This window comes from Peptoanaerobacter stomatis, assembly GCF_000238095.2.
Lineage (GTDB): Bacteria > Bacillota > Clostridia > Peptostreptococcales > Filifactoraceae > Peptoanaerobacter > Peptoanaerobacter stomatis_A.
Window position 1 is genome coordinate 1,549,267 of sequence record NZ_JH815225.1, and the last position, 23,304, is coordinate 1,572,570.

General features: G+C 29.7%; 30 protein-coding genes. 20 read left to right on the forward strand and 10 right to left on the reverse strand.

Features of this window, described 5'->3' with window-relative positions; translation table 11 throughout:
- The first annotated feature begins 72 nt into the window (after positions 1-72).
- From HMPREF9630_RS06775 to HMPREF9630_RS06785, 3 genes are all read left to right on the forward strand, one after another.
- A complete protein-coding gene (locus HMPREF9630_RS06775) occupies positions 73-1,071 on the forward strand; it encodes a polysaccharide deacetylase family protein (protein ID WP_009527767.1) in 999 nt (332 codons plus the stop codon).
- A gap of 237 nt (positions 1,072-1,308) precedes the next feature.
- Entirely contained in the window at positions 1,309-2,655 is a 1,347-nt protein-coding gene (locus tag HMPREF9630_RS06780) for an MATE family efflux transporter (RefSeq protein ID WP_009527768.1), read from the forward strand.
- Between the two features lie 81 nt (positions 2,656-2,736).
- Positions 2,737-2,937 carry a hypothetical protein gene (locus tag HMPREF9630_RS06785; protein ID WP_009525477.1) on the forward strand — a complete coding sequence of 67 codons (201 nt, stop codon included), beginning with the start codon at positions 2,737-2,739 and terminating at the stop codon, positions 2,935-2,937.
- 306 nt (positions 2,938-3,243) lie between these two features.
- On the opposite strand, the gene HMPREF9630_RS06790 is transcribed toward HMPREF9630_RS06785, so the two are convergent.
- Positions 3,244-4,542 (reverse strand): bifunctional folylpolyglutamate synthase/dihydrofolate synthase, encoded by a 1,299-nt coding sequence (locus tag HMPREF9630_RS06790; protein ID WP_009527769.1) that lies wholly within the window; start codon positions 4,540-4,542, stop codon positions 3,244-3,246.
- A gap of 382 nt (positions 4,543-4,924) precedes the next feature.
- On the opposite strand from HMPREF9630_RS06790, the gene HMPREF9630_RS06795 reads away from it, so the two are divergent.
- The 8 genes from HMPREF9630_RS06795 to HMPREF9630_RS06825 all read left to right on the forward strand — a co-directional run bounded on the left by HMPREF9630_RS06795 (position 4,925) and on the right by HMPREF9630_RS06825 (position 10,059).
- Positions 4,925-5,422 carry a VanZ family protein gene (locus HMPREF9630_RS06795; protein WP_009527770.1) on the forward strand — a complete coding sequence of 166 codons (498 nt, stop codon included), beginning with the start codon at positions 4,925-4,927 and terminating at the stop codon, positions 5,420-5,422.
- A 27-nt stretch (positions 5,423-5,449) separates the two neighbouring features.
- A complete protein-coding gene (locus HMPREF9630_RS06800) occupies positions 5,450-6,370 on the forward strand; it encodes a carbon-nitrogen hydrolase family protein (RefSeq protein ID WP_009527771.1) in 921 nt (306 codons plus the stop codon).
- 257 nt (positions 6,371-6,627) lie between these two features.
- Positions 6,628-7,017, forward strand: a complete 390-nt coding sequence (locus HMPREF9630_RS06805) for a bleomycin resistance protein (RefSeq protein ID WP_009527772.1) — start codon at positions 6,628-6,630, stop codon at positions 7,015-7,017.
- Between the two features lie 103 nt (positions 7,018-7,120).
- Positions 7,121-7,819, forward strand: coding sequence for a hypothetical protein (locus HMPREF9630_RS06810; protein ID WP_009527773.1), 699 nt, complete (start codon positions 7,121-7,123; stop codon positions 7,817-7,819).
- 43 nt (positions 7,820-7,862) lie between these two features.
- Positions 7,863-7,976, forward strand: a complete 114-nt coding sequence (locus tag HMPREF9630_RS10740; RefSeq protein ID WP_278197983.1) for an MmcQ/YjbR family DNA-binding protein — start codon at positions 7,863-7,865, stop codon at positions 7,974-7,976.
- 79 nt (positions 7,977-8,055) lie between these two features.
- Complete coding sequence (locus HMPREF9630_RS06815) at positions 8,056-8,556, forward strand: GNAT family N-acetyltransferase (protein WP_009527774.1); 501 nt, start codon at positions 8,056-8,058, stop codon at positions 8,554-8,556.
- 85 nt (positions 8,557-8,641) lie between these two features.
- Positions 8,642-9,040 (forward strand): DUF6608 family protein, encoded by a 399-nt coding sequence (locus HMPREF9630_RS06820; protein WP_009527775.1) that lies wholly within the window; start codon positions 8,642-8,644, stop codon positions 9,038-9,040.
- A gap of 644 nt (positions 9,041-9,684) precedes the next feature.
- Complete coding sequence (locus HMPREF9630_RS06825; protein ID WP_009527776.1) at positions 9,685-10,059, forward strand: class II SORL domain-containing protein; 375 nt, start codon at positions 9,685-9,687, stop codon at positions 10,057-10,059.
- 600 nt (positions 10,060-10,659) lie between these two features.
- On the opposite strand, the gene HMPREF9630_RS06830 is transcribed toward HMPREF9630_RS06825, so the two are convergent.
- The 9 genes from HMPREF9630_RS06830 to tsaE all read right to left on the reverse strand — a co-directional run bounded on the left by HMPREF9630_RS06830 (position 10,660) and on the right by tsaE (position 15,624).
- Positions 10,660-11,202, reverse strand: a complete 543-nt coding sequence (locus HMPREF9630_RS06830) for a ClbS/DfsB family four-helix bundle protein (RefSeq protein WP_009527777.1) — start codon at positions 11,200-11,202, stop codon at positions 10,660-10,662.
- A gap of 14 nt (positions 11,203-11,216) precedes the next feature.
- Positions 11,217-11,648, reverse strand: coding sequence for a GyrI-like domain-containing protein (locus HMPREF9630_RS06835; RefSeq protein ID WP_330364360.1), 432 nt, complete (start codon positions 11,646-11,648; stop codon positions 11,217-11,219).
- Positions 11,629-11,847, reverse strand: coding sequence for a hypothetical protein (locus tag HMPREF9630_RS10650; RefSeq protein WP_009527779.1), 219 nt, complete (start codon positions 11,845-11,847; stop codon positions 11,629-11,631). Before HMPREF9630_RS10650 ends, HMPREF9630_RS06835 begins: the two co-directional genes overlap by 20 nt.
- Before the next feature lie 279 nt (positions 11,848-12,126).
- Positions 12,127-12,504 carry a RidA family protein gene (locus HMPREF9630_RS06840; protein WP_009527780.1) on the reverse strand — a complete coding sequence of 126 codons (378 nt, stop codon included), beginning with the start codon at positions 12,502-12,504 and terminating at the stop codon, positions 12,127-12,129.
- A gap of 88 nt (positions 12,505-12,592) precedes the next feature.
- The gene (locus HMPREF9630_RS06845) at positions 12,593-13,471 is read right to left on the reverse strand and encodes a DUF5131 family protein (protein ID WP_009527781.1); all 879 of its coding nucleotides are present in this window, start codon (positions 13,469-13,471) and stop codon (positions 12,593-12,595) included.
- A 38-nt stretch (positions 13,472-13,509) separates the two neighbouring features.
- Positions 13,510-14,130 (reverse strand): ATP-binding cassette domain-containing protein, encoded by a 621-nt coding sequence (locus HMPREF9630_RS06850; protein WP_242824688.1) that lies wholly within the window; start codon positions 14,128-14,130, stop codon positions 13,510-13,512.
- A gap of 54 nt (positions 14,131-14,184) precedes the next feature.
- On the reverse strand, positions 14,185-14,535 hold the full coding sequence (locus HMPREF9630_RS06855; RefSeq protein ID WP_009527783.1) for a hypothetical protein: 351 nt from the start codon (positions 14,533-14,535) through the stop codon (positions 14,185-14,187).
- 227 nt (positions 14,536-14,762) lie between these two features.
- A complete protein-coding gene (locus HMPREF9630_RS06860; protein WP_009527784.1) occupies positions 14,763-15,128 on the reverse strand; it encodes a hypothetical protein in 366 nt (121 codons plus the stop codon).
- Positions 15,129-15,162: 34 nt separating this feature from the next.
- Complete coding sequence (tsaE, locus tag HMPREF9630_RS06865) at positions 15,163-15,624, reverse strand: tRNA (adenosine(37)-N6)-threonylcarbamoyltransferase complex ATPase subunit type 1 TsaE (protein ID WP_009527785.1); 462 nt, start codon at positions 15,622-15,624, stop codon at positions 15,163-15,165.
- A gap of 211 nt (positions 15,625-15,835) precedes the next feature.
- On the opposite strand from tsaE, the gene HMPREF9630_RS06870 reads away from it, so the two are divergent.
- The 9 genes from HMPREF9630_RS06870 to HMPREF9630_RS06910 all read left to right on the forward strand — a co-directional run bounded on the left by HMPREF9630_RS06870 (position 15,836) and on the right by HMPREF9630_RS06910 (position 23,108).
- Positions 15,836-16,471: a redox-sensing transcriptional repressor Rex gene (locus HMPREF9630_RS06870; protein WP_009525457.1), complete on the forward strand. Its 636-nt coding sequence runs from the start codon at positions 15,836-15,838 to the stop codon at positions 16,469-16,471.
- 355 nt (positions 16,472-16,826) lie between these two features.
- The gene (locus HMPREF9630_RS06875; RefSeq protein ID WP_009527786.1) at positions 16,827-18,122 is read left to right on the forward strand and encodes an HD domain-containing protein; all 1,296 of its coding nucleotides are present in this window, start codon (positions 16,827-16,829) and stop codon (positions 18,120-18,122) included.
- A gap of 117 nt (positions 18,123-18,239) precedes the next feature.
- On the forward strand, positions 18,240-19,265 hold the full coding sequence (locus HMPREF9630_RS06880) for a type II secretion system F family protein (protein ID WP_009527787.1): 1,026 nt from the start codon (positions 18,240-18,242) through the stop codon (positions 19,263-19,265).
- A gap of 38 nt (positions 19,266-19,303) precedes the next feature.
- Positions 19,304-19,624 carry a hypothetical protein gene (locus HMPREF9630_RS06885; protein WP_009525454.1) on the forward strand — a complete coding sequence of 107 codons (321 nt, stop codon included), beginning with the start codon at positions 19,304-19,306 and terminating at the stop codon, positions 19,622-19,624.
- A complete protein-coding gene (locus HMPREF9630_RS06890) occupies positions 19,617-20,108 on the forward strand; it encodes a DUF4860 domain-containing protein (RefSeq protein ID WP_009527788.1) in 492 nt (163 codons plus the stop codon). The genes HMPREF9630_RS06885 and HMPREF9630_RS06890 overlap by 8 nt, the downstream gene beginning before the upstream one ends.
- Before the next feature lie 5 nt (positions 20,109-20,113).
- On the forward strand, positions 20,114-20,560 hold the full coding sequence (locus HMPREF9630_RS06895) for a prepilin-type N-terminal cleavage/methylation domain-containing protein (protein ID WP_242824689.1): 447 nt from the start codon (positions 20,114-20,116) through the stop codon (positions 20,558-20,560).
- Positions 20,561-20,603: 43 nt separating this feature from the next.
- Entirely contained in the window at positions 20,604-21,152 is a 549-nt protein-coding gene (locus tag HMPREF9630_RS06900; protein WP_009527790.1) for a hypothetical protein, read from the forward strand.
- Positions 21,149-22,204 (forward strand): type IV pilus twitching motility protein PilT, encoded by a 1,056-nt coding sequence (locus tag HMPREF9630_RS06905; RefSeq protein WP_009527791.1) that lies wholly within the window; start codon positions 21,149-21,151, stop codon positions 22,202-22,204. The genes HMPREF9630_RS06900 and HMPREF9630_RS06905 overlap by 4 nt, the downstream gene beginning before the upstream one ends.
- Positions 22,205-22,349: 145 nt before the next feature.
- Complete coding sequence (locus HMPREF9630_RS06910) at positions 22,350-23,108, forward strand: transglutaminase-like domain-containing protein (RefSeq protein ID WP_009527792.1); 759 nt, start codon at positions 22,350-22,352, stop codon at positions 23,106-23,108.
- The last annotated feature ends 196 nt before the right edge of the window (positions 23,109-23,304 follow it).

Below are 23,304 nucleotides of genomic sequence, written 5' to 3' on the forward strand. Positions count from 1 at the left end.
ATATTAAATGCTTAGTGATATAATGAGAAATACACACACTTTCATTACAATTTTATTTAAAAGAGGTATTTTATGAGCAATTTAAACTACAAAAAAAAGAGAAAAAATCAATCTTATACACGATTAATAATAATTATAGCAGTTATAATCGCAACATTGTTACTTGCAGTCAAATTTGTACAATCATTTAACTCTAACAAAAAAACATCTAAAAATGACACTAAAGTAGAAACTGATGTTTCAAAAAATGGCGAAAATGATAAAACAAAAGCTGACGAAAGTTCAAATTCTCAAGATAGTGAAGCGGTCGACGAAAAATCTAAAGAAGAGCCTCAAATAGATCCGACTTCCCAAAAACCCGGTACATCTCATAACTATGAGGCTGAAGCTTGGGCATATAGCTGTAAAGATGTAAATAACTGGATATTGAATCCGTCAACTTATACAGGTACAGACAAACTTGTATTTTTAACATTTGATGACGGACCTTCATCATCTCTTACTCCAATAGTATTGGACACATTGAAAAATTACGGGGTACACGGAACATTTTTCATAGTAGGAAGAAGCGCCGACCAGGATTACGCAAAACCTTTGCTGGAAAGAGAAATGAAAGAAGGACACGCTGTAGGCTTGCATTCATACACTCATGAGTATTCCAACCTTTATCCGAACAGAGTTGGCAGCGTAGAAAACGTACTTGCTGAAATAGATCAAAATATGAAAGCAATAAGAAAATCCCTCGGCGAAGACTTTAAAACTACGATATTTCGTTATCCCGGAGGACATATGTCATGGAAAGGACTTACACCTGTAGACGAAGCATTGGCACAACAAAACATATACAATATAGATTGGAACGTACTCACAGGTGATGCCGAGGCAAAAGGCTCAAGAAGAGATTTACAAGGTGCACTTGACAACATAAAAGAAGATATGGCTATGTACGGAGGAAGTCCAAAAGTAGTAGTTGTTCTTATGCATGACATAAAACAAAAAAGTGTAGACGCTTTGCCACAGATAATAGAATATTACAGCTCTTTAGGCTATAAATTCGGCATATTATCTTAAAATAATTTTTGTGCCAATTGTTGCTTAAAACTTTCTTAAAATTATAAAAGTATAAAATATCAAATCTATAAAATCCTATAAATGCATATATTATCCTGCTTTTATAGGATTTTATATTAATAGTTTATAAGATATAGTATTGTTATAAGCGAATTTTAATGTAAGCATAATTTCCAAATAATAAAATATCTTGAATTTAATATATATAAGTTGTAAAATAACTTCAGGAGATATTTTATGAAACAATTTATACAAAAAAATAATGATTTATTATTAAACGGTCCTATAAGTAAGGGTATTTTACTTTTTGTAATACCCATATTTATAGGTAATTTATTTCAACAATTATATAATATTGTAGACTCTTTAATAGTCGGCAACTACCTTGGCAGTAGCTCACTTGCCGCAGTAAGCTCATCTACTGCACTTATTCTGTTGATGATAGGATTTTTTGACGGGCTTAGCATAGGATCAGGCGTTGTTATTGCAAGGTATTACGGTAACAAAGATATAGAAAAAATGCAAAGAACAATCCATACTTGTATAGGCTTTGCATTAATAACCGGCATAGTGCTGACAGCAGTTGGAATTTATTTTGTGCCTTACATATTGGTATTGATGGATACACCTACGAATGTATTACCTGAATCCATTACTTATTTCAGAATATATTTTATGGGCTCCATGTTTTTTGTGCTTTATAATATGTCATCGAGTATACTGAGATCTGTTGGAGACAGTGTTACTCCTCTCAAATTTTTGATGATTGCATCTATTACAAATATCATACTTGATTATTTTCTCGTAGGTATTATGGGATATGGTGTAGGTGCTGCAGCTTTTGCCACTATTACATCACAATTTATCAGTGCTTTTTTATGCATTAATTATCTGATGAAAGTAAACTCTGATTATAAATTGCATTTTTCAAAAATAAAGATAGAAAAATTTTATCTTAAACAAATATTAAAAAACGGTATTCCTGCCGGAATACAAGGCTCTATAATATCTCTTGCCAATGTAGTGGTACAATCCAATGTCAATCATTTTGGAGAATACGCTGTAGCAGGAAACGGCTCTTATGAAAAAATATCAGGCTTCACTTTTTTACCGATTACTTGCTTTTCCCTTGCAATCTCTACATTTATCAGTCAGAACTTGGGAGCCGGAAATATAGAAAGAATGAAAAAAGGTGCAAAATTTGCAATAATTACAGGAGTGTCGTTAGCTGAATTAATGGGATTTATAGTCTATATATTCATACCTCATCTGATGACTTTTTTCAGCAATGATGCAAGAGTGATATTTTTTGGGGTAAGTAAGGCAAGAATATGTGCAGGTTTTGCTTTTTTACTCGCTTTTTCGCACATTATGAGCGGAATACTTAGAGGTCTTGGCAAAGCATATGTGCCTATGTTTATAATGCTCACATTTTGGTGCGTAGTCAGAGTAACATATCTTAACATTGTTGTACCTATTTTTCCAAGCATAGATACAATTTCGTGGGCATATCCGATTACATGGTCTTTAAGTTCATTAGTATACCTTATATACTATATTAGGATAAAATGGGATAAGCTATAAAATACATTTATAATTTTTTTATACTAAACCCTATTTTAAAGATATCTATATTTAATTAGATAACAGCATGGAGGTTTTATTATGAATTTTAAAAAATTATTTTGGATAAAAAGCGTTATATCAGGATTTGTTGTATTGTTTTTTATAAATTTAATGGATAAAATTGCAAAAAATAATGATTATTACAAAAACTTGGCAATTATCAGCTTTTTAGGTTTTTTTACATTACTCATAATAAATCTTGTTTTTGCAATTATAAAAAAGAAGATTGCTAAAAAATGACATCGTACTAAACGTTAATAGAATAATTGATATTATTTTTTAAGAATTTATTAGCTAAGTAAATTTATGTCTACTTAAAATAAAATTCTTATATATTTTAAAATTTATACTCTTTTCTAATAAAATTATGAATACCTTGTATAATTATATAACATTGATACAAATAGTCTACCAGAAAAATTAATTATTATGTTCTTCCATTGTTCTATAAGATTTTAGTATTAATTAAACTATATTTACATAAAACAAAAAATGGATTTTAAAAGATATACTCGATCTTTTGAAATCCATTTTTTATGCAATTTATTAATCTATATTATTTTTTACAACTTTTCTCATATCGCCTATCAAATATAATGAACCTGCTATCATAAGCAAATCGTCTTTATCACAATAAGAAAGTGCTTTTTTATATGCCTTTGCATAGTCTTCCTCATATTCACAATTAGGATTTGTATTTTTTATTATTTGGGCAAGCTCTTTGGCGCCTTTTGCTCTATCGCTGTGCGGAGATACGGCTATTATTTTACTTGCAATAGGTGTCAGCATTTTTATCATGTCATCTACTTGTTTATCTGCTAATATTCCAAGTATCAAAACCATTTTATCGTATTTGAAATATTTTTTTATGCTGTTTGTAAGATTAGTTATTCCGTCTATGTTATGCGCACCGTCCAAAACTACCATCGGCTCTCTTCTCATAATCTCCAGACGTCCTATCCATTTTACTTCTCTAAGTCCTTTCAATATATCTGTCTTTTTTATATCTATACCTTGCGATATAAGCACTTCCATCAAATTTATCACAGTAGCACAATTAAGTTTTTGATGTACTCCGAGAAGATTTAACGATATATCATAACTGTCATCTTGAGTTTTTACAATTATTTCCTGCATAGCGGAATTTTTTATGATTTCTTTTTCTTGTACGGAGTTTCTATCTACCAATATCAACTTGGCATTTTTTTCTTCGCATACTCGTTTAAATACGTCTAAAGCTTCTTGTTCTTGTGGATACATTATTACAGGCACATTTTCTTTTATTATTCCGGATTTTTCAAGTGCGATTTTTTCCAAAGTATCTCCCAATATTTGCATATGGTCAAAACTTATTGATGCTATCACACAAGCTATCGGTATCATAACATTTGTAGAGTCCTGTCTGCCTCCAAGCCCCACTTCTATCACCGCAAAATCTACACCTTGCTCGCAAAAATACAAAAACATTGCACAAGTTATTATCTCAAACTCTGTAGGATTGTCATATCCAAGTGACAATACTTCATTTACAGCTTTTTCCACTCTTGTAATTACTTTTGCCAAATCGTCTTTTTGGATATTTGTTCCGTTTATCTGTATTCTTTCCTCAAATTCCTCTATGAAAGGCGATGTATACATACCCACTTTATATCCTGCACTTATTAGTATTTTTGCAGTCATCGCACTCATAGAGCCTTTGCCGTTCGTGCCGGCTATATGTATACATTTTATTTTATCTTGAGGATTTCCCAAAATCTCCAGTATTTTTTTTGTTCTCTCGGTACCATAATTACTGCCGAATTTATATGTGCTTTTTATATACTCCATTGCTTCTTCGTAATTCATATTCTTCTCCAATTTCAAATATTAAATTTGTAAAATATTTCCTGCTGTCAAAACTTATAATAAAGCTTAATTAAAATACTTATATTATCTCTTGTAATGCACTTTAGTAAATAAGAATTATCAATCTATATGATTATAACATATTTAATATTAAATTTATATTATTTCATATTAAAAAATTTAATATTAAATGTAAGAAAGCTCAAACCTTTTTGATATATAAAGCAAAAGCTGTAAGCCGGCAAAAAATTGATTATATACAACATTTATGATAAAATTAATACAATCAAGCTATTTACTCATTATTAAATATATAATAAAAGTTATTAACAAAGAAAATATTATAACATATACTACAATTATATAAGGGAGGGATGATTGAATGAAATCAAAAAAAATCACCTTAATATTAATGATATTTTACTTGATAGCATTGATATGGGTAATTATTTTTAAGTTAGAATTTTCTATTAAGGAATTACCACAAATAAGGAATATAAACTTAATCCCTTTTAATCAGCCTGCTATAGTAAATGGTAAAGCGGATATAAGTGAGATTGTTTTAAATGTCTTGGCATTTATTCCATATGGACTGTTTATACATATTTTAATGGATGAAAAATCCATACTAAAAAAACTTTTGATTATTTTTGCTACAAGCTTCATATTTGAGTTAATACAATATATTTTTGCTATTGGAGCAAGTGATATTACAGACATTATTTCAAATACATCCGGAGGTATTATAGGAGTTGTTTTTTCTATGTTTATGGAAAAACTCTTAAGAGAAAACTGGATAAAATATATAAATATTGTAAGCACTATTTGTGCAATTATATTAACAGCAATGTGTGTAATTTTACTTTTGGCTAATATCTAAATTTGAAATTGTGGGAGTATAATCAAAATGAAAGAAATTGAAAATTTTTGTAAAATAGCATTGGTTCAAGCTGAGCCTGTTTTGTTCAATAAAACGGAATCACTTAAAAAGGCATTAAATTACATTAATGAATCTGCCGTTCACAATCCTGACTTGATTGTATTTCCGGAATTGTTTATACCCGGATATCCTGTTGGGATGAACTTTGGATTCAGCATTGGTAAACGTACGCAAGCAGGCAGAAAAGACTGGAAAAGGTATTATGATGCTTCCATAGTTCCAGGTGATGACGAATTTAAAGAGCTTGCAGAAGCTGCCAAAAAATCAAAAGCATATATTAGCATCGGGTTTTCTGAAAGAGATGCAATTAGTGCAACTCTCTATAACAGCAATGTAATATTTGAGCCGAACGGTTCTTACAAAATACATCGCAAACTAAAACCAACAGGTTCCGAAAGAATGGTTTGGGGTGATGCAAATAAGGATTATTTCCCCATCACAGAAACACCTTGGGGACCAATCGGAAGTTTGATATGTTGGGAAAGTTATATGCCTCTTGCACGGGTGGCCTTATATAAAAAAGGCATTACAATTTATATTTCTCCTAATACAAACGATAACCCTGAATGGCAAGCAACAATTCAACACATTGCAATTGAAGGTAAATGCTATTTTATCAATGCTGATATGATTATAAGAAAAACTTCGTATCCTTTAGATATAAATGAAAAGGACGTTGTAGCTCAATTACCTGAAATAGTATGCAGAGGCGGAAGTTGTATTATTGACCCCTATGGACATTACGTTACAGAACCGTTATGGGATAAGGAAGAAATTATTTTTGCAAAATTGGATATGAACTTACCTATTACAAGTAAAATGGAGCATGATGCAATCGGCCATTATGCAAGACCGGATGTATTGGAACTCATAGTTAATGAGCGATAATATAAAGACCTGTTTAAACACATTTATAGAATAATAGTTAATACTATTCTCCGATAAAACTATGGATAACCTATACAATTGTATAAGTTTAATATAAATAGTTTATCAGAAAGATTAACTATTATGATTTTCCATTATTCTATAAGATTTTAGTATAGCAATAAATCTCATTTTTTATTAAAATATATGTTCTTTTAATTAGGTAATGATATAAATATCTGCAAAGAAAGTAAATTAAAATTTGTGGGAGGAATATTATGAAATTCAATTCTTTAATACCGGAATTGGTAGTATCAGATATTGAGAAAACTAAAGAGTTTTATGTGAATATTTTGAATTTTATAGTTGAGTATGAACGAGCGGAAAATAAATTTATCTTTCTTTCATTGGAAGATAATCAAATGATGTTTGAGCAAGATAATGGTTATTGGAATGTTGGCGAACTTGAATATCCATATGGTCGAGGAATTAATTTTGAAATGAAAGTCTCTGATGTAGAAGGTCTTTATAAACGAATTTTAGACTTTCATATTAAACCATTTAGAGAAATGAATATAAACCATTATTGTAGCGGTGATGAAGATATTGTTCAAAAAGAATTTTTAATACAAGATCCAGATGGGTATCTTTTAAGATTCACAGATTAATAAATTTGAGGTTGCAAGGATAGAGTGAATCTATAAAGGCTTAATGAACATTAAATTGTGAAATTGGATAGAGAAATTCCCTTCATTAATTAGAGGTGATTACATGAAACAAATTAATAAAATTATTCCGATATTAACAGTTATGCTATTGATGTTTTTTTTATTCGGATGCGGTAAACAAAAACATAAATTGAATTTTGACTCTTATGGTTTTGAAAGCAAAAAAAGTGAATATGCCTACGGAGATAAGGTAAAAGTATATTATACTATGATTGGTACAGACACAGATTATAATTTCTATCTTGATGATGAGAACATTGAGCTGAAACAAAGTTATGATGATAAACATGGATATATCTTAACTTTTACTATGCCTGACCATGATGTAACCTTAAATGTAAACTCTCATAACAACATGGTATATATTCCACAAATCAATGTCACTTTTGTAAACGAGGTAAACGAAGCAGATATTTGGATTATCCCTCAAACTGAAGAAAACACGAAGCCCACTTGGGATAATGCAACAATCAGTAAACTACCCGTAAATGAAGAAAAAGAAATCAGCTTGCAAGAAAACAGAGACGCTGAAAGCTGGATAATAAATATTATTGCAGGATATCAGTATTATTCTGTTTCAGATATTGCACTTAAAGAAGGATATACAATAATTTTCAAAACAGAAACAAAAGAATATAATGGCATTCAGCACAAGAATGAGTTTATTGAAATTCTGGATCAAAACGGTAATTTGTTATCTAAAAACGAAGATATTTTTATCGGTTCCTTGGGAGCTAAGTAAGTGATTATAGAAAATTTATGGATTAAATTGATTTAGAAGAGGAATTTATCCCGGATACCATATGAACCACAAGCATTGGATTTCAGTAGTTTTGAATGAAACTTTATCCGATAACGAAGTGATGAAATTAATAGAAAACAGCTTTTCTTTGACTTAATTAAATAACAAATTTTTTTAATAACAACAAATCCCCATCTGCAAAGAAAGTAAATTCTAATTTATAGGAGAACATAGATATGAATATAGAATTAAGAAAGTGGTCAATTGAAGATAAAGAAGCGTTGATAAAAATGTGTAATTCAATTGATAGAAGTTTTTTATCTGATAGATTACCTAATCCATATACAAATGCATCTGCTGAGTGGTGGTTAAACATGGTAAAAGACAACGAAGGTAAAAAAGGTGTCTTTCGAGAGATTGTTGTTGATGGTGAAATTGTAGGAACGATATCTGTTGAACAAAAAGACGATGTATATCGAAAGGATTCTGAAATTGGTTATTATTTATTGCAGGAAGTATATTCAAAAGGCATTATGAGTGAAGCAGTAAGACAGATTTGTGAAATTGCATTTGAAACATTAGACATTATTCATATTACAGGACTTGTATATGAACCAAATATCGCATCAAGAAAAGTATTAGAAAGAAATGGCTTTTTACTTGAAGGGAAAATGGAAAAAGCCGTTATTAAGAACAACAATATATTCGATTTATGCATTTATGGAAAAGTAAGATAAATTTCAATTTGTAAAAGCACTAATGTATAAGATTGCTCATATCTGTTTGGATATTGACGTTATGAAAATATTGATGGAGATGGTTATGAAAAAAATCTGGAATAGCTGGCTAAAAGAGGCTGTATTTATTTACAGTATTATCTATACAATTACAACAATTGTTAATAGTATAGCATATCTTATTCAGGGAATTAGATATGATCCAAGTGGTAATTGGCATGAACTCACAAGAGCATTGATTGTTCTTATTGGTGTTATTGCATATGAACTGGCGAGACATATGCCTATAAAAAATATATTTCTCAGAACAGTGATTGTATATGTAGTTACTTTAGCGTGTGCATTTTTTACCGTATGGTCAACTCAGTTTGTTGAGCCACTTGCAAAAAGTGCTTATAAAGATATTTTTATAAATTATACAGGTTTATTTATAGTTATTACTATAATAATAGTGATATTTCAAAAGATAAAGCATAAAAAATAAACATAATATAAACTTGATCAGATAATTTTAATTTTGTTACTTATATAAATAATCATACAAGTTCATATTTTCAGATAAAGATAATTTTATAGATTTACCCAACTTTGTCAGACTTTACTTCTATACAATTCACATATCTACAAGCTTACACTCATTGATTTTTAGATTGTATACATTTCTGTTCAAAATCTATATTAAAATTAATACCGTTCTTTAAAAATTATCTATGTGTAATTTAGATAGAAGTATCAAATACATTATAAAAACAGTATAAATAAGAGTGTATTTAAAAATATATAAAAACAAATCTATACTTTTTTTATATATTTTTAAAAAAATGGTGTTTAATCTTTTTTTATTGGGTATAGATGTTTTATAATGAGTATTTACAAACAATAAGTCAAACCTATTTATGATGAACAAATCTTTTATTGAATTAATATAGAGCATATATTATAAATATTAAAAGCTATATAAAAATTTTTAAATATTTATGAATTGTGAGATTTTAATTTGATAATATAAGTTTACCGGTTTATTTTTAACTTAAATAACCATATATGTTGATATTTGGCTTATTATAATATATACTACAATATATTGTACAATTTTGTATATGAAAATAATATTTTTAGGAGGTTACTATGTCAGTATTAGGTCAATTAATTCAAACAGGAGATTGGAAAGGTGAAAAACACGTTCCAGCTATAACTGCTCCTCAAACAGTAAAAGCAGGAGAAGTAGCAGAAGTTAAAGTCTGTATCGGTCAAGAAATAGCACATCCTAACACATTGGAGCACCATATCTCTTGGATAAAACTATTATTCGTTCCTTCAGGTGGAAAATTACCTGTAGAACTTGCTCACAGCGAATTTTCTGCTAACGGAGAATTGGAAATATTCACTTCCCCTTCTTTAGTAGCAAATGTTAAACTTCCAAAAAGCGGAACACTTGTGGCTGTAAGCTACTGCAATATCCATGGTTTATGGGAAAGCAGTGTAGAAATAACTGTTGAATAATATTTGTACAAAAAAATACCACCTTCTTAGGTGGTATTTTTCTAATAGTATATTGTAAAGCATTTAAGGGGTAAATGAAAATCCTATTAAAAGCTGTAACTGTATCTTCTTTTGTATATTATTTTTTCGACATATCTCTCAAAAGTCTTTGAATTTATCTTAATCACTTTTACACACATGAAAGGTATTGCCATCAATAGCTTCTTTTTTAGAAATGTTGGTTTTTTTATCGTTATACTTTTAATTTTTTGCATCTCAACGGTTATCCTTTCTTATAATTATTGATTGTCTTAATTATACAACCTCCCTCTTAAATTATTCTTAAAATAAAAATATTTATATTATAAAAAATATAGTATTTACAGATAATTGATACTTATAATCAACACTAATACTAAAACCTGTTAAAAACCATATAAAATTAAAAATAATTAGGTCAATCACGAAGTCTAAAAAACAAATCATATATAAAAAATACATACTACTTTAAATAGATAATAGTATAATTACAAGCACACTATAAGCTTATACTTAAAAATTCATGTTTTTTAAACAACAAACTATACAAAGTTTAAATATTTTATAATATATTTATCTGTATTATTTGTTTTTACAATTCTTTTGATGTGCTTTAAGTTTTTTTATCGCCCAATCATAATGGCTTGATGTACTGCTCACAAAGTATGAACCCAATGTAGTACCGCCTGTCCATTTATATACACCTTTTGAAAACAACTCTTCATTTGTAAATTTTTTTGCCAATTCCAATACTTCATTATGCGATTTATTCAGCATATCTTTTGCATCTTTTAAAGAAGTATCCTGATGTTTTTTCCAAAATTCCACATTCATATCGCCATAGCTTTTCCAGTTGTACGGCTTTGGTAAAAATGGCTTTGCTTTGCCATTTTGATTTGCATTTACCCAATTTAATATGAGTTGATGCCATTCATAAAGATGAATTAAAATATCTCTAAGGTTTTTATCTCTTTTCCAGTGAGCCTCTTTCTTTTTTTCGTCTTTTGAAAAATCAAAGGGTGCATTTAACTCTTCATCTGTCAGATTTGAAATAAGTAAATTAAGTTTTTTATAATTTTCGCTTGCAGCGCTTATCAAATCATCTTTTGTTGTAGGTCTTGGCATAGTAAAATATCCTCCTATATTACAAAATATCTCAATATTGTTTTCAACTTGTCTTCAGCTGTCCTGTTTTTATTGCTTAAATATATTTCTTTATGTGAATTACAAACTCTTTTTAATCCTGCTTCACTTGCAAATTTATCCATTTTTTCAAAAGATTTTACTTCGTTATCATAACTCCCTACATGTAAAATTTGAAGGGCTTTTCCACCTTTTAATTCATCAAATACTATTTCGTCATATAAAACATTCGGCTTTTTCTTTTTTACATTTTGTAATGCCTGCGTAAATATATCCTGTGTTATAAAATCAGGCTGTTTTATCATGATATTGTATTTTAACTTACTCTTATCCTTTTTATCCTCTTCCCATTCTTCCCATATTCCTTCTAAAGGATAAACAGTAAAATCTGTAATATTTTCATCATCTTCATTTTTCATCATCTTCATTTTTCATCATAGACTTAAATAATATCTTTATACCATAAGCAAGGGAATAAAGTGCAGACACTCTGTTTGAAAAGTCTTCCATATTCGGATTGCCTTGTCCTTGTATCATTATAAATTTTTGACTTGGAACATCTACTACTTCCGCTTTTTGCTTAACGCCGTAGATATTTTTTTCAATTTTTTTCCATTCGTATTTCATCTCAATTTTCCTCTTCAAATTTTTGTATTGAACAGTTAATAAATTATTTTATATCTACAAATCTATAATAAAAATATGTAAAAATATCCGCTGAATAACACGAACATTCGTATTATGTAAATCAATTAAATACTATTTATGAACTTCTAATATAAATTATATATCATTCTTAATATATAAGTATTAGAATATGATTAAAAAGCTAAAAAGTTTCTACAAAAGCAAAACAATGCAGAAACTTTTTTATTATTAATATTGAATTTTAATACTTGTTTATATCTATTTAACTGCCATAACTTCTATTTCCAATATACCGTCTTTTGGAAGTTTTGCAACTTGTACGGCTGATCTTGCAGGTGGTTCGCTTGTAAAGAATGTAGCATATACTTCATTCATAGCTGCAAAATCATTTATATCTCTTAAAAATACTGTTGTTTTTACAACTTTATCCATTGATGTTCCTGCTGCTTCCAATATAGCTTTGCAGTTTTCAAGACTTTGTTTAGTAGCCTCTTTTATATCTGTTTTTAATTCTCCTGTTGCAGGATCTAATGGTAGTTGACCTGAAGTTATAACCAATTCTCCGCTAAAAGCCATTCCTTGTGAATATGGTCCGATTGCTCCAGGTGCATTTTTTGTTTCAAGAACTTTTTTCATGATATCCTCCTAAATAAATGTTTTATGGTTTTATTATATCACATTTTAAATTTAAAAAAAAGGTTTTACTATATTTTTTTGTCGTATATCATTGACTGATACATACGTTACAATCTGAACATCCATTGCATATACTTCTGCTACCGCAATACTTGCAATTTTCTTTATAATGAGGTTTATACAGATATTCGCTCGGAATTTCTATGCCGAAGCCGTCAACTAACTTATATTTTATTTCTTTTCCTTCGTAATTCATATTTGACTTATGTGCCATTTGACTTTGAAGTTTTTTGCTCGGCAGATTATATCTTTTCCCATCTTTTATAAAAACTGTTCCGGTTTCCATAAAGCAAAAATTTATATCATATTTTTCGCATTGATTTCTAAGTGATTTTACCCAATCAAAATCACATGGTCTTGCTCCGTCATAGTTTTCGCCACCACAGACAACCTGCTCTATATCTCCTGTTTTTAAATAAGATTCTATATTTATTTCACTTAAAAGCGGGGCACATACTATGCCCTTATGTTTAAATGGCAACTTCAACAATATAGGAACTCTTTCGTCAGCTCTTTTTTGATTTTCACAAGTCACATTTAAAAATATATTTTCCCATCCGTTTCCCCAATATTGAGGTAGGCATTGCTCCACTCTTTGTATTCTCTTTGTGAGTATCAAAAACTTTACATCACTTCTAATACGCATCATTTCCCACACTTCATCTCTCCACTTGTCCGCCTCTTCTAAGAAAAAATCGGATGTCAAACACAATCTTATAAGCTCTCCACTTTTTATTTTGTAATGACCGTTTCTGTTTTTTTGTAGCGGATAGTTGAAATTGGTCTTTACCTTGTATATATCTGAACCTTTTTTGTCTCTTTTTTTATCAAGGTAATACATATAGCAGTTGTCACAACCTTCGCTATATTTAATACACCCATGCCATGGATTCCATATGTCGTGCATTTTATCTCCTATAAAACTGTATAAAGTCTTAATAATTTTTATATATCTTCTCTAATCATTTGTGCAATGCGTTTTTTGTCAGATAAATCATCAAAATGCTTTTTCAATTTGAATTTATCATCAGACATCAGGTTTATATTATCCGATATATCTATAACCGTATCTATATCATGCTCTACCAATATACAGGTATTTCCTGTCTCATTATGCAGTGAAACAAAAAATTTTTTTATATCTTCTTTTAGTTTCAAATCTATAGATTTAAAAGGCTCGTCAAGCAACATTATTTCAGATTTTACTATGAAGGCTCTTAATATATTGATTCTTTGACGCATACCTCCGCTTAGTTTTGTCGGATAATAGTTGCTGTATTCCTTAATACCGCATTTTTCAAGGGCAGTTGTTATAATATCGTAGGCATTTTTTTCATCATCAAGCACCAATTTAAGATTGTCAAAAACGCTCAAATAGTCTATCAACCTATCATCTTGAAATATGAATGATATTTTTTTGCCTTGAAAATCACTTATATCACCTGAATATTCTTTGTCCAAACCTGACAATATATTGAGCAAGGTGGTTTTACCTATGCCTGAACGTCCTATTATCGAATTAATCTTATTTTTCTTTATATTTAGCGTCAGGTTCTCTATTATCACATTGCCATCATATTTTTTAGTTAAATTCTCTATCTTGTACATAATATTAAAAAGTCAGTTTTTCTCAAGCACAAATACCGTACCTTTATCAATCAGTGCTGTATCTTTATTTGAGCTTAAAAAAATCAGCTTATCTCCATCAATTTGAAATTTATATAAATCATTAATACCATCAAGTATCAATATATTTCCCTCTACTTTATACTTACCGATTGGAACATATGATGTAGCTATGTTTCTCACAAACTCAAACTCATTATTTTCTTTAAGCAAAACATAGGAATAACTGCCATCTTCTAATGTACCATAAGCATACATCCCCAATTTTATATCTTTTCTACTCAATGTATAAATACTTAAAATAACAGCTATAATACACATCACTAATACAATCACTTTTTTCACATCTGTCTCTCCTTATAATCAAAAAATTAAGATTTTGTAAAGTCTTAACAACAAAAATACCCATTATACTAAACTTCTATAAAATAACGGTGCAAAATAGAAAAATAAGATATAATGTCTTTCAAAAAAGATATGCTCAAAAGTATAACTTTAAGGGATTTTAACATGGTATCTATTTGGGGCAATATTAGTATTATTTACTAACTCTCAGTATTTGAATCATTAATTCAATAATATACCTTGATTATATAAAAATCCGATTTTATAACACCTTCTTTTTTGATTACAACTTGGTATTTATAGATATTTTCCGATAGTTTATCTGATACACTCGTTTCTACTTGATATTCGTCTATGTTTTTATAAGACGTTATCTCGCTATTGCTGTTTAATGAGAGTATGCAGTCTTTTTCATCTTCCATTATTTCAATCAATCTTTTTGCTTGTATATACTTGATTTTATCTTGTCTTACGGCATTTACAGTCTGCATTATGGGTATTGACAAAATAAGTATACATATCATGGATAAAATTGTATCTATAAGTGCAAATCCTCTTGATGCACGTTTATTTTTTAAATAAATATTCTCCATTGCAATCTCCGTTTATGACGATATTTACAACTTTTTATTTCAACAAATTTTCAATTTCATCTGCAATACTCATATATTTCTTACCGACTGATATTATCTCAACATCTCGTGCATCATCATATTTGGTAAATTTAAATTTTAAATAGTTTTTCGACAATGAACTTTCAAACTTATCTGCCCATTCTATTATTATTATAGCCTTTTTGTTAGAGAGATAATCGTCAAAACCTATACCGTACAATTCGCTTTCTTCTTCCAATCTGTAAAAATCGAAGTGATATATTGTTTTTGCATTTGCATTATATTCATTGACTATATTAAATGTAGGACTTGGAATATCCTCTATACCTGTGAGTGAATGTATTATAGCTTTTGAAAGTGTGGTTTTACCACTTCCGAGATCTCCCACAAGTGCAAGAGTAACACCGTCTTTCAACAAGCTTGATATTTTTTCTCCGAAATCTACAGTTTCTTTTTCTCCTTTTAAACTAATCATAAGCAACTCCTGAATAAACTTTTTATATAATATCAAGATTATATCATTTTTTTAAATTTTAGTAATAATATTTATATAAAAACAAAAATAAATTAAGAAATCGTTTATAATAAAAATTGATTTTTTTTTAAAGTTTTAGTATAATAACAATAGTTAAATTTTTAATTAATAAATTACATATATTAATAAATTATTAATCTTGGAGGATTATATGTATCAAAAAAAAATATCTATGAATGTTATAAGGCGATTGCCTAAATATCATAGTTATCTTATAGAATTAATGGAACGTGGAGTTGTAAAAGTATCTTCAAGAGAACTCAGTGAAATAACAGGTTTTACAGCATCTCAAATAAGACAGGATTTAAATAATTTCGGCGGATTCGGCAAGCAAGGCTCAGGTTATGAAGTAGAATTGTTGTTTAAAGAAATAAGTGACATTCTCGGACTGAATATGAGCTATAAAACAATAATAATAGGTGCCGGCAATCTCGGACAGGCAATAGCAAATTATCCGGGATTCAAAAAATATGCACTTGACATAAAAGCACTGTTTGACGTAAATCCGAAACTGATCGGAATGAAAATACACTCACTTGATGTTTTGGATATAGATACAATCTCTGATTACATAAAAGATAACAATATTGAAATAGCAATAATATGTACACCTAAAGAAGCTGTAAAAAAAGTAGCACGCATATTAGAAAAAACAAATATAAAGGGCATATGGAATTTTGCACCGGTAGATTTTACAGTAAATGCTGATATAAAGGTAGAAAGTGTAAACCTTACCGACTCTCTATTCGTGTTATCCTATATGATCAGCCAAGAAGAAAAAAATTAAATATCAGACAAAAAAGCCTACATTTTAATCGCATCGAATGTAGGTTTTTTATATATAAAATGAAAAAAACTGTTAAATTTTTTTAACACATATGGTATGATACTATGTAACTTTATAAATATTAATTTCATACTTTAATACTATCGCTGTATATAAAATGAAAATTTATCTTTTCATACAATAAAATATTGATTTTTATATTAAATATAGGCTAAAATTTTTTTATAAGCAAAATTGCTCATACTTTTATAAATATCTATATTTAATTTGGTAATAGTATTAAACAAAAATTCGTATAATATTTACATTAATTTGAATATTGATTGAGTTTTATAATCTGAATTAGGAGGGTTAAATGAGTTCGTTCATTATAAGAGATGTAATACACGGCGATATAGAATTTGACGATAAAATTAAACAGATACTTAATTGTCCGGAATTTCAAAGACTTCACAGAATACATCAATTAAGCTGTGAATATCTCGTATTTCCAACTGCAACACATACCAGATTTTCTCACTCCATAGGCACCTATCATGTAATGAAAAAACTCATTGAGCATTTCACAGTAAAATTAGAAGAAAAAGGATATAAAGTAAAAAAAGAGGACAAACAATTAGCTTATGTTGCCGCACTGCTTCACGATATAGGACATGGTGCTTTTTCCCACACATTTGAAAAAATATTTTCACTCAAATCTCATGAAGCATGGACTATGGCAATAATAAAAGATAAAAATACACATATCCATAAAAAAATAATAAAACTTTATGGCAAAGCATTTTTACAAAAATTGATTGACGTAATGTCCAAATCATATAAAAATCAAGAATCTTCCAATATATTCAGTATAATTGCAACACTTGTAAGCTCTCAAACAGACGCCGACAGAATGGATTATCTGCTCAGAGATTCATACTTTACAAGTGTTACCAACGGCAGATATGATATAGAAAGACTAATAAAATCCTTCGGAGTTACACAGATAAATTTGGAGCTTAGAATATATATAAACGAAAAATATATGTCTACATTGGAAGAATATGTGCTTGCAAGATATTTTATGCACAAAGAAGTATATCAGCACACTACAAAAAGACATATGGAGATTTGTCTTTGTCTTATATTTAAACGTGTAAAAGAAATATTGGTGTCAAAAACAAAAATATTTTGCGATGATGCCCTAAAAAATCTCATACTTAAAAAAAATATAACCGTATCTGACTATCTTAAAACAGATGACAGTTATTTTATGTATCACATTATGTCTTGGACAAAAAGCAAGGACGATATACTCGTATTCTTATGCAACTGTTTCTTGAACAGAGAGCAATTTGACATAGAAGTATCATATGATGAAGAAATGCTCAAATCCAAAATAAACAAACTGCTTGCAAAACACAATAAACAAGAAATAAAAGATTTGAATGATGAATATTTTTATATAGAAACCCAAAAACAAGTAAATCTGTATGTAAGTTCAACTGAAAATATATGGATAAAATCTAAGGATGATGACAAGCTCTACGACTTATCTCAAAAGTCACTAATAATAAATAGGGAAAATGCCATAAAAGATTATAGTTCAAAAAATATATTTATAAGTAGCACCCTATTCAAGATTATATATGGAATAGATTTACAACTATGAGTTTATTCATAATTTTTTTAGGGTATTAATAAAAAAGTTTATGTTAAATACATTGTTAATATTTATTTTTAAAATATTTTTTTTAAACATTCTATATTGATGAGGTGAATTAGTTTTATGAAGAGTAACTTGCTTACAAATAGTGAGCTTTCACTATTTTGCTATCAGCTGTCTTTGATATTTAAATCAGGCATACCGCTTGATGAAGCAATGTCGGTATTCACAGATGAGATGAGCACCCCTGTGCTTAAAAAAATCGCAGAAGACATAAAAGAAAGTGTCAGCATGGGAGAAGGACTTCACGAAGCCATCAGAAAACACGAAGAATTTCCTAAGTATATGGTAGGCATGATAGAAATAGCCTATAATACAGGAAACTTAGAAGGAGAATTGGAAAGACTGTCCAATTATTATCAAGAGCTTGAAAGACTTAACCAAAAAGTTTCAAATGCTATAACATACCCTATTATACTGACAGGGCTTATGTTCATAGTTATAGGTTTTTTGGTGATAAAAGTTATACCTATGTTCAACAATATCCTGCAAAGTATAGGCGGAAGTATGCCTCAAGCAACTAATATGCTCATAAATGTAGGGATGACACTTAGAAATTATGGACTTATAATCGTAGCCGTACTTGTAATATTAGGATTTGCACTTTATTTTTATACAAAGTCAAAATCAGACGCATGGAGATACAACACACCGTTTATAGGAGAAATCAACAAGAAGATATTTTCAGAAAAATTTGCCTTAGGTATGTCAATGCTTATGAAAGGCGGATACAGTTTTGATGACGCTCTTGAAGTATATATCCGTTCAATTGAATCAGTATATGCAACATCAGCTCTTAAAAAAGCTCAAAAAAACATATTGGAAGGCGAAGATGTAGCTCAAGAGATAAGCAAAGTCAATCTTTTCCCTACATTATTTACAAAAATGCTTACAATAGGATATAAGACAGGAGAATTGGAAAGCTCTCTTACAAAAGTAGCAAGCGTTTATAAATTGGAAGTCGAAAAAACTATGGATAAAGTAACATCATCAATAGAACCTGCACTTGTAATAATATTATCATTAGTTGTAGGTGTTATATTATTTACGGTTATGACACCTCTTATCAGTATAATATCATCACTTTAATCAAGAATCAGCTTATTTATTAAAAAAGGAGATATTATATGGAAGGCAAACAAAAATATAAAAAAATAGGTCTTCTACTTGCAATTATAGTAATCGGATATATAAGTATGTATATATCAAGTATAGATAAGTTTTGGGAAAACGGACAGGAAGATACAAATACAGCCATAGAAGATGCGATTAGAAAATCTGCTTTGGAATGTTATGCTTTGGAAGGCAGTTTCCCTCCGTCAGTAGATTACCTTAAGAAAAATTACGGATTAATAGTAAACGAAGATGCATATTTTTATCACTATCAAGTGACTGCATCCAATATGATACCGGATATAAAAGTTGTGAAAAGGTGGAGCAATGAATAAAAAGTCTAACGGAAAAACAAGGCTTGAAACTATGCTTGTAATGTTACTGCTCATAGTTTTCGGTATATCAACATACACCTTAGTAGTAGTAACTGCCACATCATATGAAAAAACACAAGCCGAAACCACAGCAAAAGACAATCTTCGTTTGGCATCATCATATATAGAATCAAAATTGAGAAGTGCCGACAAAGATAATGTCAAAATAGTGGACAGCATATTTGACTCACAGTCAAAAGCAATAGTTTTAGAAGAAAAGCTTGAAGGCGACACATACCAAACAGCTATATACTACAAAGATAATGCCCTAAGAGAAATCTATATCAAAAAAGGCACACAGTTAGAAGATACTTCAGGTTTTGAAATAGCAAAAATAGACAAATTTGACATAGAAAAATTGCAAAACAATACACTAAATATTTCGTTTGCAACTTCTGCAAATGGACAGGATTATGATATGCAAACCATTGTAAATCTAAACTAAAAGAGGTGTATATATTGAATAATAAAAATAAAGGCTTTACATTAGCGGAGATGATTATATCAGTAGCAATACTGTCCGTAGTCAGCATATATATACTGCAAATGTTCTTAGCCACAAAAAATCTCAGCATAAAATCATACGAAATAGATAAATCTCTAAGGATAAGCAAAAATATAATAGAGCTCATATCCGCAGGTCAGGACATAGAAAACTCAGAAGATGCACTGCTCTCTAAGATGAGGTTCGAAGACGGTGCATATAAACTTGATTTTGATTCAAATTTTGATTTAGCAAATGAAAACAACAAGTTATACACTATGACTATGAGCATAAAAAAAGAAGACGGGCTTAATCAAATAGACATAGAATTTACAAGGTTGAAACCTTATATTATGAAAAACGAATCAAATATTCAAATATCAAATATAAGCTCTACAAAAAGAATACAATAATTACAACAAATCTACTCAATAAATTGAAAATAGGAAGATGATAATGAATAGATTAAATAAAAAACAAAAAAACTCCAAAGGAAGCGCCACAATATTGGTAATATTGATAGTGCTTACAGTCGTACTGTTCGGAGTTATGAATATGATGAGTGTGTATACATCATACAAAATATCACAAAAAAATTTAAAATGGACAAAACAGTACTACGAATTTGACTCAAAAGCTCAAGTCTTTGCCAACAATATTGCAAAGAGGATAGACAAATACTCATATAACTCTCAAATAGACCAAAGCGATATATTAGACGAACTGTCAAAAAATATGGCAGATGACAGAGAAATATTGATAAATGGAAAAACATTGAATTTACCTATTGACAAAAATCAAAAAATAGCACAAAATAACTATATAGATGTAGGGGTGTACTTCTTAGGAGAAGATGGTCAAAGAGCCTTTTATATAGACCTGAAAATCCCTCAAGTAAAAGGTAAAAAGCCCTATGAAACATCTTATTGGAATAGAGTTTCCGAAAGTTTTGAATACAATACAAACCCTGAATTTAGTGAAGGAGAGGAGATAATCATCCAATGATAGCATTAGAAGATATATTAAGATTAGCTGTAGAAAAAAAAGCTTCCGATATATTTATAAGTGTTGGTATAAAACCTACTCTCAAAGTAAGCGGACATCTTGAAACAGTTGGAGATGAAGTGCTTATACCGGATACCGCTGAAGAAATGGTATCATCTATGTTTAAGAAAAAAGAACATATGGATGACTTTTTAGCAAACGGAGAAAAAGATTTTTCTTTTTCATTAGCAGGAGCAGGAAGATTTCGTGTGTCGGCATATATACAAAGAGGCTCGTATGCCGCTGTTTTAAGAGTATTGGCTTTTGGAAATATAGATATAGATGCTTATGGAATACCTCAGCAGGCACTTGATTTAAGCAAAAAAACAAGAGGACTCATACTGGTAACAGGTCCTACCGGTTCAGGTAAGTCTACTACTTTATCAGCAATGATAACACTTATTAATCAAAGCCGTTCTTGTCATATACTTACTCTTGAAGATCCTATAGAATATCTTTTCCGACACGAAAAAAGTATAGTAGACCAAAGAGAGATAGGTATAGACACGAAAAGTTACAGTTCGGCTCTAAGATCTGCATTAAGACAAGCCCCTGATGTAATACTCATAGGAGAGATGAGAGACTTTGAAACCATGTCTATAGCTATGACAGCAGCTGAAACAGGTCACTTGGTATTATCCACTCTTCATACCACAAGTTCATCAAAAACGGTAGATAGAATAATAGACGTGTTCCCTCCGGAGCAACAACAGCAAGTAAGAGTACAGCTTTCAACCGTATTAAACGGAGTTGTATCACAACAGTTGTTGCCTTCAACAGACGGTGGCAGACATGCTGCATTTGAAGTTATGGTTGTAAATACAGCTATTAAAAATCTTATAAGAGAAGGAAAGATACCTCAAATAGATGCAATGATACAAACAGGAAAATCACAAGGTATGATAAATATGGACAGCTCCATAGCAGATTTATACAATTCAGGCAAGATTACGGAAGAAACAGCAAAAAAATATGCTGTCAATCCTGAAACAATATCAAAATATTTCAAATAATACTCAACCATATTTTAAATTAAAATAGACTCATATAGCTTTGACAGTACAAAATATTAATTGATATGATGGATTTGAATAATCTGTATTTTCCTATTTACAATATTCAAATCGTTAATAATAAAATGTTAAAGAAGGTATTGATATGAAAAAAATTACGATTTTATTTATATCATTAATGCTTTTTTCATTGGCAAACATTGCTTATGCAGCCGAAATACACACCGATAAAGTCTCCAAAGGAGCTGTCGGAGCGAGCCACAGTGCATCAGGCAAAAACCTGAAAGTGATAATAGAAAAGGACGGACAAAAATATTCTTACGCACTTAGAAATGACGGTAATCCGGATTATTATCCATTGCAATTAGGCTCAGGCTCATATAAAGTCAGTGTGCTTGAAAATGTATCAGGCAATAAGTATTCTGTACTTAAATCAGAAAGCATAAATGCCAATATAAGCAATAATAATGATGTATATCTCCATTCCATACAAATAATAAATTGGAAACCGTCAGATCCCGCCATATCAAAGGCAAGTTCTCTCAAAAATGTGGATGGAGTTTATGGTTATATTATAAAAAATATAAAATATGACTACGATAAAGCAAAAACAGTAAAACCCGGATACTTCCCTGTATTGAACGACACATTCAAAACAAATAAAGGCATATGTTATGACTACTCCTCATTGGAAGCCGGTATGCTAAGAAGCTTGGGTGTTCCAACAAAACTGGTAAAAGGTTATGCAAAAGGAGTAGACGGATATCACGCTTGGAATGAAATTTTGATAAACGGTGCATGGGTAGTGGTAGACAGTACATTTGACGCAGCTATGTGGGGCGGAAATGTAAAATACTCTATGAAAAAAAATACAGGCGATTACCAAAAAGTATATGAATATTAATATAAAAAGTGGTTATTATCAACAAATTAAAATGTTGAAAAATAACCATTTTTTTGATTTTAAAATTTGCCGAATAATACTAAACTTCTATAAAATAACGGTGCAAAAGAGAAAAATAAGATATAATGCCTTTCAAAAAAGATATGCTCAAAAGTATAGCTTTAAGGGATTTGTACATGGTATCTATTTGGTGAAA